At 56.1% G+C, this 13,661-nt stretch carries 14 protein-coding genes; 8 read left to right on the top strand and 6 right to left on the bottom strand.

Translation table 11 applies throughout. The annotated features are described in order from the left end of the window. Nucleotides 1–12: 12 nt before the first annotated feature. The gene (locus FEM03_RS04520; protein ID WP_138084998.1) at nt 13–1,230 is read right to left on the bottom strand and encodes a sialidase family protein; all 1,218 of its coding nucleotides are present in this window, start codon (nt 1,228–1,230) and stop codon (nt 13–15) included. A gap of 135 nt (nt 1,231–1,365) precedes the next feature. On the opposite strand from FEM03_RS04520, the gene FEM03_RS04515 reads away from it, so the two are divergent. From FEM03_RS04515 to FEM03_RS04485, 7 genes are all read left to right on the top strand, one after another. Then, nucleotides 1,366–1,998, top strand: coding sequence for a L,D-transpeptidase (locus FEM03_RS04515; protein WP_138084997.1), 633 nt, complete (start codon nt 1,366–1,368; stop codon nt 1,996–1,998). Between the two features lie 38 nt (nt 1,999–2,036). Further along, nucleotides 2,037–3,290, top strand: a complete 1,254-nt coding sequence (locus FEM03_RS04510) for a 4-hydroxy-3-methylbut-2-enyl diphosphate reductase (protein ID WP_138084996.1) — start codon at nt 2,037–2,039, stop codon at nt 3,288–3,290. Continuing rightward, complete coding sequence (locus FEM03_RS04505) at nt 3,287–4,318, top strand: L-threonylcarbamoyladenylate synthase (RefSeq protein ID WP_138084995.1); 1,032 nt, start codon at nt 3,287–3,289, stop codon at nt 4,316–4,318. Before FEM03_RS04510 ends, FEM03_RS04505 begins: the two co-directional genes overlap by 4 nt. A gap of 132 nt (nt 4,319–4,450) precedes the next feature. Further along, nucleotides 4,451–6,130: a murein biosynthesis integral membrane protein MurJ gene (gene murJ, locus FEM03_RS04500; protein ID WP_138084994.1), complete on the top strand. Its 1,680-nt coding sequence runs from the start codon at nt 4,451–4,453 to the stop codon at nt 6,128–6,130. A gap of 75 nt (nt 6,131–6,205) precedes the next feature. After that, complete coding sequence (locus tag FEM03_RS04495; RefSeq protein ID WP_138084993.1) at nt 6,206–6,808, top strand: hypothetical protein; 603 nt, start codon at nt 6,206–6,208, stop codon at nt 6,806–6,808. A 24-nt stretch (nt 6,809–6,832) separates the two neighbouring features. Further along, on the top strand, nt 6,833–7,375 hold the full coding sequence (locus FEM03_RS04490) for a type II secretion system protein (protein WP_138084992.1): 543 nt from the start codon (nt 6,833–6,835) through the stop codon (nt 7,373–7,375). Nucleotides 7,376–7,504: 129 nt separating this feature from the next. After that, nucleotides 7,505–8,968, top strand: a complete 1,464-nt coding sequence (locus FEM03_RS04485) for a DUF1501 domain-containing protein (protein ID WP_138084991.1) — start codon at nt 7,505–7,507, stop codon at nt 8,966–8,968. Between the two features lie 183 nt (nt 8,969–9,151). Here FEM03_RS04485 and FEM03_RS04480 read toward each other — a convergent pair whose 3' ends face one another. Both FEM03_RS04480 and ilvE read right to left on the bottom strand, forming a co-directional pair. Beyond that, entirely contained in the window at nt 9,152–9,739 is a 588-nt protein-coding gene (locus FEM03_RS04480) for a UvrB/UvrC motif-containing protein (protein WP_138084990.1), read from the bottom strand. An 81-nt stretch (nt 9,740–9,820) separates the two neighbouring features. After that, nucleotides 9,821–10,711 carry a branched-chain-amino-acid transaminase gene (ilvE, locus tag FEM03_RS04475; protein ID WP_138084989.1) on the bottom strand — a complete coding sequence of 297 codons (891 nt, stop codon included), beginning with the start codon at nt 10,709–10,711 and terminating at the stop codon, nt 9,821–9,823. Nucleotides 10,712–10,860: 149 nt separating this feature from the next. On the opposite strand from ilvE, the gene nadB reads away from it, so the two are divergent. Beyond that, nucleotides 10,861–12,465 carry an L-aspartate oxidase gene (nadB, locus tag FEM03_RS04470; RefSeq protein WP_138084988.1) on the top strand — a complete coding sequence of 535 codons (1,605 nt, stop codon included), beginning with the start codon at nt 10,861–10,863 and terminating at the stop codon, nt 12,463–12,465. A 79-nt stretch (nt 12,466–12,544) separates the two neighbouring features. Here nadB and ilvN read toward each other — a convergent pair whose 3' ends face one another. Genes ilvN through FEM03_RS04455 form a run of 3 tightly spaced genes read right to left on the bottom strand, consistent with a single transcriptional unit; the run spans nt 12,545 to nt 13,647 of the window. Further along, nucleotides 12,545–13,087 (bottom strand): acetolactate synthase small subunit, encoded by a 543-nt coding sequence (gene ilvN / locus FEM03_RS04465; protein ID WP_206170869.1) that lies wholly within the window; start codon nt 13,085–13,087, stop codon nt 12,545–12,547. Between the two features lie 25 nt (nt 13,088–13,112). After that, nucleotides 13,113–13,406 (bottom strand): type II toxin-antitoxin system RelE/ParE family toxin, encoded by a 294-nt coding sequence (locus tag FEM03_RS04460; protein ID WP_138084987.1) that lies wholly within the window; start codon nt 13,404–13,406, stop codon nt 13,113–13,115. Nucleotides 13,407–13,410: 4 nt separating this feature from the next. Then, nucleotides 13,411–13,647 carry an addiction module protein gene (locus FEM03_RS04455; protein ID WP_138084986.1) on the bottom strand — a complete coding sequence of 79 codons (237 nt, stop codon included), beginning with the start codon at nt 13,645–13,647 and terminating at the stop codon, nt 13,411–13,413. Between the last annotated feature and the right edge of the window lie 14 nt (nt 13,648–13,661).

Below are 13,661 nucleotides of genomic sequence, written 5' to 3'. Positions count from 1 at the left end.
TGTGTTTGAAGGTTACTCGGCCTGCAACCACTCGAGGTTAAAGCGGGCGATGGTGAGATGGCCTCCGGCGAAAGTATTCTCGCCCTTGATGTTTCCGCTGCGGCCATAAAAGCAGAGGATGGTGCCGTTTGGTGTCACAGCCAGGTCGCTATACATGCTGGGACCGAGCTCGAGGGATTTGTTCAGCATCCAGGTTTGGCCTTCATCTGCGCTGGCTTTGATGCTGAGGTTTTTGCGGTCGCGATTTTTGCCAGGGACTTCTTTGCCATCGGCGCGGGCAAGATTGTGGGGATTGGAGAATAGGATGAGACTCTTTCCTGCGTGCTCATAGCGGACGATGCCGCCCATGCAGATGGGTTCGAGCAGGGCATCGTCGAATTTCGGCGTGCTCCAACCGGTGGCCCCATCGGCGCTGGTGGTGATCAGTCGGCGGTGGGTTTTGGATTCGTTGCGCACGTTCAACATTACGCGACCATCCGCGAGTTCAACGGCGACGGTTTCATTGGGATTGATCCATTCTTCAGTGTTAGGGACGGCGATCTCACCGGCCTTCCAGGTTTTGCCCTGGTCATCGCTGTAGATGGTGGTGGTGACGCTGGGACGATGGGCGTTGCCGCCGGTGCCGGTGGAAAGCCATACAGGAACCACCAGACGCCCGGTTTTTTTAAGCTGGATAGTGTGGTTGGGACCAGTGGCGAGAACTTTCCAGTCGTAGTGGGTCTTGAAGGCTTCGAACGTTTCAGAGATTTCCGTGGGAGCATTCCAGGTGAGACCGTCATCATCGCTGCGCTGGTAGAAAACTCGCTGGTATTCGAGGCAGAACAGCATGTGGACCGTGCCGTCCTTGTCGGCGATGAGGACCGGATTGTTGTAGGTCACATCTTTGGGATCGACGTCCCTCATGCGCAAAGAGAGCGGGTTTTTGGTTTTCGGACCGGGCACGTCAGCGATGCTTTTTGCTTCGCTCCAGGTTTTGCCATCATCGGTGCTGCGGCGCAGGAGGATGCGGATGTCATCCCAGTCGCTGACGCCTGCAGGTCTTTTGCGTGCTTCGCACCAGGCCAGCACGGTGCCTTTGGCGGTGACCACCACGCCGGGGATGTGATACAATTGGTGGCCGTGGTCGCCAGCGGTGAAGAGATTGATTTTCTCCAGCAGGGGTTCAGCCACAGCAGGGGCAGGGCGGCCAAGAACCGTCAAAGTTAACAGGGTGAAGATGAAGAAGCGCATGGGAGGATTAACGAATCAATATGGGCGCTTTCACTGGTGATGCATCCAGACCAGTTCTCAGCCTGCATTGAAGGAAAGAGCCCTCCGCGACAAACTGCTGGAGAATTGCGCTCCGTGTGTTAGCGATACCACCACATGATGAACTCCCGTTCTTTGATTACCCTCCTGCACCTGCCCCTTCTGGGGGCCGGGCTAGTCCTCTCAAGTTGCACGGTTGCCACAAAAAAAGGCCCGGAAGCCAGTTATTCGACCTCCTTTGACCCGCCGCTGACTCCGCCGAAGAACCGCTCAAATCTCAAGCTGAAACTCAGCACCGGTGCCCAGCGCGTTTATCTGGTCGAGGGAGACAAAGTGTTGCTGGCAACCCCTTGTTCCGTGGGAACCGCCAAGACGCCGACCCCACACGGACGTTACACGATCTACCTGAAAACCAAGAATCGTCGTCGCATCAGCCAGCCAGGTGCCGGATATCCGATGACCTATTGGATGGAGTTCAAATCCGCGTATGGCATGCACTGGGGTTTTGTGAAACCATTCCCCTGCACCCACGGTTGTGTGCGTCTGCCGATCAAGTCGGCGAAGAAAATCTTCGAAACCATCCCTACTGGCACGCCGATCCACATTGCCTCGTCGCATCCTGAAGATGCCACCATTGGCAAGACGCTTCCCGTGTTGAATGATGGACCGATGCCTGATCCACCATGGTCCTACATGACCAGCGCCCAAATCTTCAAGGATGCGGACATGGGCAAGTTTTACACGTATTAATTCTTTGGCGCCGCATCCACGAATCGCCACGCTTCCGCATGAACGCTCCTCCTCCTGATCAACAACGCCGAGTCAACATTCGCACCGAGGATGGGTTGCAACGTGTCGAGGTGGAGGTGATCAGCCATTACCGCAGCGAACTGGTCGAAAGCCTGCGCAAAACCGGCGGTCTTCTGACGGTGGGCAACACCACCATCCGGCTCGCGAAGGAGTTCGGCTTTTGCTACGGTGTCGAGCGCGCCATTGATCTTGCCTATGCAGCCCGGCAGGTGTTTGCGGATCGCAAACTGTATCTCCTCGGCGAGATCATCCACAATCCCGAGGTCAACCGCCAGCTTGACGCGATGGGCATCATCAGCATTCCCATGGCGGAGCAGGAACGCACCATTTCCACGCTGAGTCCGCAGGATGTCGTCATTGTGCCGGCATTTGGTGCCGAGACGCGCCTGATGAACATCATCAAGGAGCGGGGTTGTCTCGTCGTCGACACCACCTGTGGCGATGTGATGAATGTTTGGAAACGCGTTCGCAGCTACGCCAAACAAGCCTTCACCTCCATCATTCACGGCAAGTCCAGTCATGAAGAAACCCGAGCGACCGCTTCGCGTGCGCTGGGCGATCAGGGCAACGGACATTATTTGGTGGTGCTGACGCTGGACGATGTCGACTACGTCTGCCGCTACATTCGCGAAGGCGGAAACCGGGAAGAATTTTTGGCGCGTTTTAATGGGGAGTCGGTTTCGGACGGATTTGATCCGGATCTGCACCTCCAACGCGTGGGGGTTGCGAACCAGACCACCATGCTCAAGTCGGAGACCGAAGAAATTCAGCGACAGGTGCGTCAGGCGGTGATCGATCGCGATGGAGAGGAACTGGCCCCGAAAAATTTCCAGGTGTTCGACACCATTTGTGGAGCCACCCAGGAACGCCAGGACTCGCTTTTTGACATGCTGGAAAAGCCAATGGACGTCCTCATGGTCGTTGGCGGCTACAACAGCTCGAACACGGCGCATCTCGTGGAGATCGGCGAAAAGGAGCTGCCCACCTTTTTCATCCGCACGGCGGAGTGTCTGAAAAGCTTCACTGAGATCATCCATTTCGACCTTCATCAAAAGGCGGAAAAGACCAGTTATTCAGAAAAACTCGCCAGTCCCGATCCCATCATTGTCGGCATTACCGCCGGGGCGTCCTGCCCGAACAACCTCATTGAAGAAACCATCCTTCGCATCTGCGAACTGCGCGGCATTGCTCCCGAACACGTCCTGCAGGAAGCCGCCAAAGCCGCAGCATGATCACTGAAACTCTCACTACCGACCTCCCCGACCTCCTCAAACTCGCCGTCAACGATGCCGTCAAATTGCTTGCGGCTGGAGAAGTCGTCGCCCTGCCAACGGAGACCGTCTACGGACTGGCCGCCGATGCGTTGAATGCCGATGCCGTGGCCAAAATCTTCGCCGCCAAGGAACGGCCGACCTTTGATCCGCTGATCGTTCATGTGCCTCACAAGAAGGATCTGGACATGGTCGCGGATATTCCTGAAGACATTGCACCGACCGTCAAACGTCTCATCGAGCGTTTTTGGCCAGGTCCGTTGACGTTGATCCTTCCCAAAAAAGCATGTGTGCCGGACATCGTCACCGCCGGGTTGCCGACAGTAGCGGTGCGGGCCAGTCAAAATCTCGTGTTCAACCGAGTGGCCCGCACGCTTGAAAAGCCGCTCGCGGCACCGAGCGCCAATCGTTTTGGCTCCATCAGCCCCACTTCGGCGGCAGCGGTGCTGTCAGAGCTGGATGGCCGCATTCCTTTGATCGTGGACGGTGGGGCGTGCCATTTCGGATTGGAAAGCACGATTGTGAAAGTGGAGGCGGCATCGCCCAAACCACGTCTGATCATTTTGCGCCCTGGTCCGATCACGGCGGAAGATTTGAAGGCGTATGGCAAGCCGGTTTCGATCGACAAGCTCAAGGCAGACGAAAAACCGGAAGCCCCTGGCATGCTGGCGTCGCATTATGCACCGCGCACGCCGTTGCGTATTTTGGATTCGCCGAACGACTTTTTGCCTGATCCGGACAAAACCTACGCGTTGCTTAGCTACCGTGGCGAGCCGGAGGATGGTTACACGGATTTGGTGGAGTGGAAGCAGATGCAGATTCTCAGTCCCGGCAAAGGCAAACTTCCTGAAGCAGCGGTGCGTTTTTTTTATGCGTTGCGGGCTTTGGATGAATGCGGCGCCGATGAGATCATTTCTGAGCCGCTTCCTGAACGCGGACTTGGCGTGGCGATGATGGACCGGTTGCGTCGGGCTGCGACGATCAAGTAGGTGATCTTGACGAACAACATGAGCTCGGTGGATTTTTTTGTTCGACAGATGACGTGCAAACGTCCGGGTTCTCCGCAAGATGCGGAGAACGACACGCAGGATGCGTGTGCTCCCCTCTGAAATTTCCCATCCATGTCACGCCCTGATCCTGAATCTGAACCCGACCAAGCAAAACCCGTCGCGATTCCGGCTGACAATCAGGCGGAGGCCAGGTCCACCGCAAAAGCGTTTGGCTTGGTAACCATCGCCATTCTGTGCAGCCGCGTCCTCGGGCTGGTGCGGGAGGTGGTGCTGAATTCCTTGTTCGGCGGCACCGCCAATGTGAAGTGGCTCGACTGTTTCATCATGGCCTTCAAGGCGCCGAACATGCTGCGTGACCTGTTTGCGGAAGGCGCGTTGTCGACGGCGTTTGTCACGGTGTTTTCGAAAAAGATGAAGGCCGAAGGAGATGACTCGGCCTGGGGACTGGCGCGAAAGATGGCGACCCTCACGGCGGTGTTCATGAGCGTGGTCAGTCTGCTGGGGGTGATCTTTGCCCCGGTCATCATTTACCTGCTGGCCCACGGGTGGCATACGGACGATCCGGAGAAATACCATTTCACCATCCTGCTCGCTCGCATCATGTATCCGTTCATTCTGCTGGTGTCGCTGGCGGCACTGGTCATGGGGATGCTCAACGCGCGCAAGGTGTTCTTCATGCCGGCGATGTCGTCGACCTTTTTCAATTTGGGGAGCATGGTCACTGGCGGCGCGATTGGCTGGTGGCTGGATCCTGAGTTTGGGCGAGTGGCGATCATCGGTTTCGCCATCGGCACCTTGATCGGCGGGCTGTGTCAGTTGCTGATCCTGCTGCCCTCGCTGAAGAAAGTTGGATTTCATTTTTTCCCGGACTTCAACTGGCGCGATTCCGGGGTTCGGAACATCCTCAAGATCATGGGCCCGGCAGTCATCAGTGGCAGCGTGGTGCAGGTCAATGTGCTGTTTAATACGATGTTTGCCTCCTACGTGGAATTGGACGGATCGGTGACGGCCTTGAACAATGCCTTTCGGTTGATGCAACTCCCGCTTGGATTGTTTGGGGTCGGATTGGCCACCGTGTCGTTGCCGGCATTGGCGAGGCTGGCGACCGATGGGGTGTCGGCAGAGTTTCGTGGCACCTTGTCAAAGAATTTGCGTTTTGTGTCCCTGCTGAGCCTGCCCAGTGCGGTCGGGTTGATCATGCTGGCGGAACCGATCATGTCGATCATTTACGGTCACGGCGCTGCGGCCACCAACCCGATGCTGATTCCGATGTGCGCCATTGCCTTGCAGGCTTATGCCTTGGGCTTGTTGTTTTATGCGGCGTTGAAGGTGTTGCAGCCGGCGTTTTATGCGATTGATCGTCGTTACATTCCGATGTTTGTGAGCCTTGCCTGTGTGTTGCTCAGCGTGGGATTGAACTATTTGTTTGTGATCCGCTGGCGGCTTGGTCATGAATACCTCGCGCTTTCCACCAGCATCACAGCGGCGCTGAATTTCTGCCTGCTGTTTTTCTTTATGCGTCGTTCGGCGGGCGGACTTCATGACAAGCAGTTGTTCATCGCGATGATGAAGCTTCTCATCTCGGCGGCGGCCATGGCGGGCGTTTGCTGGGTGGCGAAGGTTACGGTTTTGGCGGATTGGGACCAATTTTCGCTTTGGATGCGTGGCATCTACCTAGGCGGAACCATTTCCATTGCGGCAGCGGTCTACTTTACGTTAAATTTGCTGCTTGGTAACGAAGAGGCGGGAGCTTTTGCCTCCATCCTCAAGCGCCGCCTGATCCGTAAGTAACCTTGGTTGATATGATTTGTTGGTTCGCGTGGGCGTCCACGTGCCATGCTTTGCCTTGCTTTGCCCTGCCATGAAATGAACTCACGCCCCCTCATTTTCGGACTCATCGCCATTGCCGTCATCTGGACGGTGGTTGCTGGTGTGGTCAAACTCACGCAAGCGCACACTTCGACGCCCGAGAAAGTGGCGGCGTTGATGGAGAATGCGCCTTGGGAAAACGTCGATGATGGCGATATCGCGACCCGCGAGAAACACCTCAAAGACATTGTCGCGCAGGTGAACATGCTGGATTTCGAGCAGCGTCGGCTTCTTCGTGAAAATTATGATGAGGCCAATCAGCAGTTCTTCAATTCACTGACGTCGGAGGAAAAAAGCTTCTTCCTGGAGAGCACGGTCGAGGAGCATTTTAAGTCGATCATGAAGGCGTTCAACCAGATGACTGCCAAGGAACGGGCGAGGATTGTCGATCGGGCCCGGGCGGATTTGCGGCGCAACGATGTGGATGGTCAGAACATGGAAAGATTAAAAGCGGAGGACGAAAAAGTATTTCAGAATTTGGTCGAAAAGGGCCTGGGGGCCTATTACGAGGAGGCGAATGCGGAGACCAAGCTCGATCTGGCACCGCTGCTCGAAGAGATGCAACAACGGCTGCGGGCTCTTCCTGGCCGGGCATTTTGATTTATTGACGAGTGTGTGTGGCGTATGAAAATTTACCGTTCTTACGTCAACGCCTTCACCTTGCTGGAGCTTCTGGTGGTGGTCAGCATCATCGGGGTGCTGGCGGCGCTTGCGGTTCCTGTCAGTCAGCGGGTGCTGCATCAGGCGCGATCCTCACACTGCATCGGCAACCTGCGTCAATTGGGGGCGGCGGTGAACTTGCATTTAGCCGAGAACAACAATTTTCTCCCTACCTTGGAAGCAGGACGGTCCAGCAAGGATGACGATGTCGCGGTGATCGACAACACCTACGACGCCTACACCGAGGACGGGGATGAAGTTTTTTGCTGCAAAGCGGACCACAAGAACCTCTTCGAAACCACTGGAACCAGCTACATGTGGAATCATCTGATCAACGGTCAGAACGTCGCGAGCTTGGAATTCATGGGTTTCATTCGGAACAGCACGCGCATCCCGGTGATCGGAGACAAGGAAGGCTTTCATCATTTTCGCGATGTGAGGGTGAACATCCTTTATGCGGACGGACATGTGGCGAAGGAGATTCAGTTCCTTGTGGCCGAGCCGTAACAGGCACAGGCAAATTTGAGCGGAATGAAATTTTTCCCTTTCTTCAGGCGTTTCATACCCTGTAGAATCAAGCTCGGGCGTTGTTCCGCTCTATAATTCATTCATCCATCCATCGGAGGATTCACCACCATGTTCCGCATTCCTGGCCAAATTGGCAAAGACCTTTGTGATCGTCATCTGGGCAATTCCCGTCGGGATTTTCTCCGCGTCGGCGGCGCGGGCATGATCGGCATGACGTTGAACCAGGTTTTTCGGGCGCAGGCGGCCAGTGTGGGTCACGCGGGCGGACCGGGTTGGGGCAAGGCGAAGAACATGATCATGATCTACCTGCAAGGTGGACCGAGCCATATCGATTTGTGGGACCCGAAAGAGAACGTGCCGGACAAGGTGCGCAGTGCCTTCAAGAGCATCCCCACCAAGATCCCGGGCGTGCATTTTACCGAGATTTTGCCCAACTTGGCCAAGGTGAATGACAAATTCACCACCATTCGGAGCATGAGCTACACGCCGAATGGGTTGTTTAACCACACGGCGGCGATTTACCAAATCATGACCGGATACACGACGGACAAGGTGAGTCCGTCCGGTCAGCTGGAGCCGCCCAACGCGAAAGACTTTCCCAATTTTGGCTCCAACATCATTCGCTTGAAGCCGATGGATGAACCGATGCTGCCATTTGTAATGATGCCGCGCCCGTTGCAGGAGAGCAACGTCATTGGTAAGGGCGGCACGGCGGGATTCCTCGGCAAAAGTTTTGATCCCTACACGTTGTATCCCGATGGCGACGACATGGAGATGGACAAAATGACGCGCATAAAGATCGATGATTTGCAGCTTCGCCCCGATTTGTTCAGCGTGCGTTTGCAGCGTCGTGCGAGGTTGCGCAATGCAATCAATGATCAGATGCCGATCATCGAAGCGGCGGTGAAGGACATGAGTTTGGATGATTATTATGATCGGGCATTGAACCTGATCGCCAGTGGTCGTGCGCGTGATGCTTTTGCGCTGGATCGCGAAACCGACCGCGTGCGAGACAGTTATGGTCGCAATACCTTTGGGCAGAGCTGCCTTTTGGCGCGACGTTTGATCGAAGCCGGAACGCGGGTGGTGGAGGTCATCTGGCCGAAAGTGGCCAACTCGGACAATCATTCTTGGGACCATCACGTGGGACTGACCAAACGCATGAAGGATCAGAGCGGTCCGATGCTCGACCAAGGGCTGAGTGCGTTGTTTGAGGATCTCGACAGCCGCGGATTGCTGGAGGAAACGCTGGTGGTGGCGGTGGGGGAATTTGGTCGCAGCCCGGAAAAAGGCGTGAGCACCAGTGGCAATGGCAACAGCGCGGATGGGCGCGATCATTGGCCGTATTGCTATACCAGCATCATTGCGGGGGCGGGGATCAAGCGTGGATACGTGCATGGCAAATCCGATGCAACGGCGTCCTCGCCGCTGGAAGATCCGGTGCATCCCGGCGAGTTGCTGGCGACGATTTATCATGCGTTTGGCATTGATCCGGAGTCCATTGTTTACAATCACCTCAACCAGCCGCGCGAGTTAGTAAAGGCGAAGGCGGTGACGCAGTTGTTTGCGTAGGGGGAGCTTTAAAAATGGGGAGCACACGCATCCTGCGTGTCGTTTTTGGCGTCCCGCCGAAAACACGGACGCGAAGCGCCTAGGAGTTTCGGGAATAGATTGCCCATTGGGGCAGTCAGACGTTCGGGTATTCCGCAAGATGCGAAATACGACACGCAGGATGCGTGTGCTCCCCAGAAAGGATCACGCAATCTTCGACTCGATATCGCGCATCTGGTCGCGCAATTTGGCGGCGTCTTCGTAACGCTCATCGGCCACGGCTTTGTCGATGGCGGATTTGAGATCGGCAAGCTTTCGTTTTAAATTGGCAGGACTGGCGGGAGGCGGCACGGGCGGGGCAACGAGGGTGCGCACCTCGGATGAGGGCGTTGTCTTGGCGGGAGCAGAGGGTTCAGGGGGAGCAACGGCTTGTTTAACGGGAGCCTTGCCGATGTGGCGGGTGCCTTTGTGCATGGCCCGCAGCATGCTTTCGAGATCGTCGGCAAAAACGCGGTAGCAATCGGGGCACCCCATGCGTCCGATTTTTTTGAGATGGGCGCGGGTGAATCCGCAGGAAGGGCAGGCCAGTCCTTCGTCGTCCTGCTGGTGGGACACTTGTTTGGGTTTTTTCTGAGCGGCTCCGAGGAGGAAATCCGCCAGTTGGAATCCGGTGGGATCGGTGACGCCCTTGTCCTTGGAGCATTTGTCGCACAGGTTCACCTGGGTCATCTTTCCATCAATGATCTGGGTAAGAAAAACCGTGGCGTCGCTGTCGCACATGTCACACTTCATAGGAACGAGGGAGTTCTAAACTTTGAGATCTGAATTTCTGAATGGAACTCAAAATTCAGTATTTGAAATTCATCATTACATCTAAGGATACGTAATGGGGGTGCCTGTGGAGTTGGCCAAGGCTTTGAATTTCTCAACGAGCTGTTTGGTCAGAGGTCCAGGCTTGCCGGTTCCGATGGGGCGGCGATCGAGCATGACGCCGGCAATCACCTCGGCGGCGGTGCCGGTGAGGAAACATTCTTCAGCGGTGAAGATGTCGTGACGGGTCAGATTGACTTCACGAAGGGGCACGCCCAGCTCGGCGAGCAGTTCGATGGCGACGCGGCGGGTGATGCCATCCAGACCGCCGGCGGCAATTGGTGGAGTGAGCACCTCGCCACGTTTGAGAATAAAGATATTGTCGCCGGTGCATTCGGCCACAAATCCTTGTTCATTGAGCATCACGCCTTCTTCACCGCCACCCTGGATGGCTTCGATTTTTGCCATGATGTTGTTGAGGTAATTCAACGATTTGACCTGGGGACTGAGGGCTGCCGGGCTGGGGCGACGTGTGGCGCAGGTGACCATGGTAAGACCGAGGTCATATTTTTCCTGCGGATAGAGCGAGATGCTGGAGGCGATGACCACGACGCTGGCTTTGGGACATTGGTAGGGATTGAGGCCAAGTGGGCCAACGCCGCGGGTGATCAACAGGCGAATGTATCCGTCGCGTAGATTGTTGGCGGCGATGGTGTCGAGCACGGCTTTTTCCATTTCCTCGAAATTCAATGGAACGTTCAACAGGATGGAGCGCGAGGATTCGTAGAGCCGCTCAAGATGTTCAGTGAGACGAAAGACGCGGCCGTTGTAAAAGCGGATGCCTTCAAAAACTCCGTCGCCATAAAGCAATCCGTGGTCGAACACACTGATCTTGGCTTCAGATTCGGGAACGATGTTGCCATCGAGATAGATGAGGAGGGAGGGCGCGGCCATGACGGGAACGCGCAAAATGCCTTCCACACGCCGCATTGCAAGCGCTTAGCAGGGGGAAATGCAGGTTGTTGAGGGGGTGCGGGTTGGCGATTTTTGCGATGATGAAAGAGCAGGCTTGCATCGGGGCTCATTTACCACGAAAAACGACGATGATTGAATACGACTTTGTTGTCGTGGGTAGTGGTGCGGGTGGATTGTCGGCTGCGCTGAAGGCGGCCCGCCATGGTCGTGTGGCCGTGGTGACCAAGCGTGAGGTGGAGGATTCCAATTCCTCGTGGGCGCAGGGGGGGATTGCCTGTGTGCAGAGTGAAGAGGATTCGTTTGATCAGCACGTGCAGGACACGCTGATTGCCGGGGCGGGCTTGTGCAAGGAGGACGCGGTGCGGGTGATTGTGAAAGAGGGGCCGGCGCGCATTGATGAACTGGTGGCGATGGGCGTGGAGTTTGATCGTCGCGAAGAACCCGGGGCGCATCTGGAGTTTGATTTGACCAGGGAAGGTGGTCATACCCGCAGGCGGGTGTTGCATCATCACGATGCGACGGGAAAGGAAGTGACCGACAAGCTGATCCGGGCGGCGCGTGCGGAAAAGAACATCACTTTATTGGAGCATCATTATGCGATTGATTTGATCACCACAGCGAAGCTCGGCGGTGTGGCGGAGGATCGGGTGCTGGGATTGTATGTGCTGGACGAGGTCAGTGGCGAGGTGCTGACCTTGCGCAGTGACCGGGTCATTCTTGCCACAGGCGGTTGCGGTCGGGTTTATCTGTATACGACGAATCCGAAAGTGGCCACGGGCGATGGCGTGGCGATGGCCTGGCGGGCGGGGGCGGCGATTGCGAACATGGAGTTCATCCAGTTTCATCCGACCTGTCTGTATCATCCCAAGCAGCGTTCGTATCTGATCACCGAGGCGATGCGGGGTGAAGGAGCGGTTTTGGTGGATGGGAATGGGGAGGAGTTCATGCAGAAGTATGATCCACGTGGTTCGCTGGCTCCGAGGGATATCGTGGCGAGGGCGATTGACCATGAGATCAAACGCACGGGGGCGCCTTGTGTGTATTTGGACATCACTTCCAAACCGGCGGATTTTGTCATCAAACATTTCCCGAACATCTATCAGACCTGTCTGGCGGTGGGCATCGACATCACAAGGGAGCCGATACCGGTGGTTCCAGCAGCGCATTATCAGTGTGGTGGCGTGCGGACGGATGTGAACGGGGCGACGTCGCTGCGCGGTTTGTGTGCGGTGGGTGAGGTCGGCTGCACGGGATTGCATGGAGCGAACCGGCTGGCCAGCAATTCACTATTGGAGTGTGTGGTGGTGGCTCATCGGGCGGTGGAGCTGTTGTTGCTGAAGTTTCCGATGGGCAAAACCAACGGGCAGGAATATGCGATCCCCGTGTGGCAGAGCGGCGATGCCCAGAACATTGATGAGCTGGTGGTGATCTATCACAACTGGGATGAGATTCGCCGGTTGATGTGGGACTACGTGTCGATCGTGCGCACTCGGAAACGGTTGCAGCGTGCGGCGGCGCGATTGCGTAATTTGAAGCGCGAGGTGCAGGAGTTTTACTGGAACTTCCGGATCAGCAGCGAGGTGCTGGAGCTGCGCAATCTGGTTGAAACGGCGTCGCTGATTGTTGACTGCGCCGAGCGCCGACATGAAAGCCGGGGGTTGCATTATACCTTGGACTCGCCGTTGCCAGACGACAGTCGCGCACCGGTTGATACGGTGCTGCGACGGTATTGAGCGGGGAAAAAGTAGAAGGCCCGTCCCGGGCCTTTCAAATCCACTGAAAGGCTCGGGCCGAGCCTTCTACTTTTTAATATCAGGTATCCGTCGTGCCGCGCGCCATCACCACTTTGCCGGTGCGCACGGTTTCCACGATCTCAAATTTGCTCAGCATGCGCACGGCGGCGTCCACCTTGTCGGTGTTGCCATGCACCATGACGATGAGGGACTCTTCGTGCAGGTCCACGGTTTTGCCGTTGTAGTGTTTGACGATCTGGAGGATTTCGGTGCGATCGGCAGGGCCGGCCTGGAGTTTGATGAGGATCATCTCGCGGGTCACGGAATCGCGGTCGTCGTGCTCGAAACAGTGGATGACGTCGATCAGTTTGTTGCACTGCATGATGATCTGATGAAGACCTTCAGGATGGCCGCTGATGCCCACGGTCATGCGGGAGAATTCAGGGTCGCGACCTTGGGAGACCACGAGGGAGTCGATGTTAAATCCACGGCGGCTGAACACCTGGCAGATGCGGCCGAGGACACCAGGTTTGTTGCTCACGAACATGCTGAGGGTGTGCACTTTCATGATGTCAGCTTTCGGGGCTGGTTTCTTATCGGCGGTAATGATTTCGCGGGACATGGGGAGGGAGAGTGAAAAGTTGAAGTTAGGAGAGGTTGGTCTTCCAGCTGTTGGGCTGACGGTGGAGATGAAAGATGGAGAGAATGAGCAATTCGTCTGGGTTGGAGTGGTAGATGATTCGATAGGGAAAACGCTCGATGGGACAGCCGCGGATTTCAGGAGTCAGTTTGCGCCATGCTTGAGGGTGCTGGATGATCCTTTGAACTGCGGCTTCGATTTCGAGGAGAAATTCGCGGCCCAATCCCGGCTGTTGGTGGTCATAATACTCTTGTGCCTGTAGCAACTCGATTTTCGCTGGAAGAAGGTAGCGAACTAACATCTACTCAATGATAACGAGCGAGGAGATCATTCATCAACTGCCTGCCGTCCACGGCCTCGATCTCGCCACTTGAGTATGCCTCGAACCGTTGCCGAGCTTCGTCAGACTGGGTCTTTTCGATGTCATTGGCGTTCTCGGTATGGGAGGGGGCACCCAGACTTTCGTTCAGAAGTTCAATCAGGCGCACACGGTCATCTTCAGCGAGGCTAAGTGCTTCAGCGAAAAGAGTGGCGGTGCTCATGATGAAAATTCTAT

Origin of the sequence: Phragmitibacter flavus (genome assembly GCF_005780165.1) — a bacterium.
Taxonomy (GTDB): domain Bacteria; phylum Verrucomicrobiota; class Verrucomicrobiia; order Verrucomicrobiales; family Verrucomicrobiaceae; genus Phragmitibacter; species Phragmitibacter flavus.
Note: the sequence above shows the minus strand (reverse complement) of the source record. Positions and strands in the feature narration are given on the sequence as shown.

What these genes read in the sequence shown, in the direction of transcription:
- FEM03_RS04520 (WP_138084998.1), bottom strand. Translation starts at nt 1,230, where the DNA reads ATGCGCTTCTTCATCTTCACCCTGTTAACTTTGACGGTTCTTGGCCGC.
- FEM03_RS04515 (WP_138084997.1), top strand. Translation starts at nt 1,366, where the DNA reads ATGATGAACTCCCGTTCTTTGATTACCCTCCTGCACCTGCCCCTTCTG.
- FEM03_RS04510 (WP_138084996.1), top strand. Translation starts at nt 2,037, where the DNA reads ATGAACGCTCCTCCTCCTGATCAACAACGCCGAGTCAACATTCGCACC.
- FEM03_RS04505 (WP_138084995.1), top strand. Translation starts at nt 3,287, where the DNA reads ATGATCACTGAAACTCTCACTACCGACCTCCCCGACCTCCTCAAACTC.
- murJ (WP_138084994.1), top strand. Translation starts at nt 4,451, where the DNA reads ATGTCACGCCCTGATCCTGAATCTGAACCCGACCAAGCAAAACCCGTC.
- FEM03_RS04495 (WP_138084993.1), top strand. Translation starts at nt 6,206, where the DNA reads ATGAACTCACGCCCCCTCATTTTCGGACTCATCGCCATTGCCGTCATC.
- FEM03_RS04490 (WP_138084992.1), top strand. Translation starts at nt 6,833, where the DNA reads ATGAAAATTTACCGTTCTTACGTCAACGCCTTCACCTTGCTGGAGCTT.
- FEM03_RS04485 (WP_138084991.1), top strand. Translation starts at nt 7,505, where the DNA reads ATGTTCCGCATTCCTGGCCAAATTGGCAAAGACCTTTGTGATCGTCAT.
- FEM03_RS04480 (WP_138084990.1), bottom strand. Translation starts at nt 9,739, where the DNA reads ATGAAGTGTGACATGTGCGACAGCGACGCCACGGTTTTTCTTACCCAG.
- ilvE (WP_138084989.1), bottom strand. Translation starts at nt 10,711, where the DNA reads ATGGCCGCGCCCTCCCTCCTCATCTATCTCGATGGCAACATCGTTCCC.
- nadB (WP_138084988.1), top strand. Translation starts at nt 10,861, where the DNA reads ATGATTGAATACGACTTTGTTGTCGTGGGTAGTGGTGCGGGTGGATTG.
- ilvN (WP_206170869.1), bottom strand. Translation starts at nt 13,087, where the DNA reads ATGTCCCGCGAAATCATTACCGCCGATAAGAAACCAGCCCCGAAAGCT.
- FEM03_RS04460 (WP_138084987.1), bottom strand. Translation starts at nt 13,406, where the DNA reads ATGTTAGTTCGCTACCTTCTTCCAGCGAAAATCGAGTTGCTACAGGCA.
- FEM03_RS04455 (WP_138084986.1), bottom strand. Translation starts at nt 13,647, where the DNA reads ATGAGCACCGCCACTCTTTTCGCTGAAGCACTTAGCCTCGCTGAAGAT.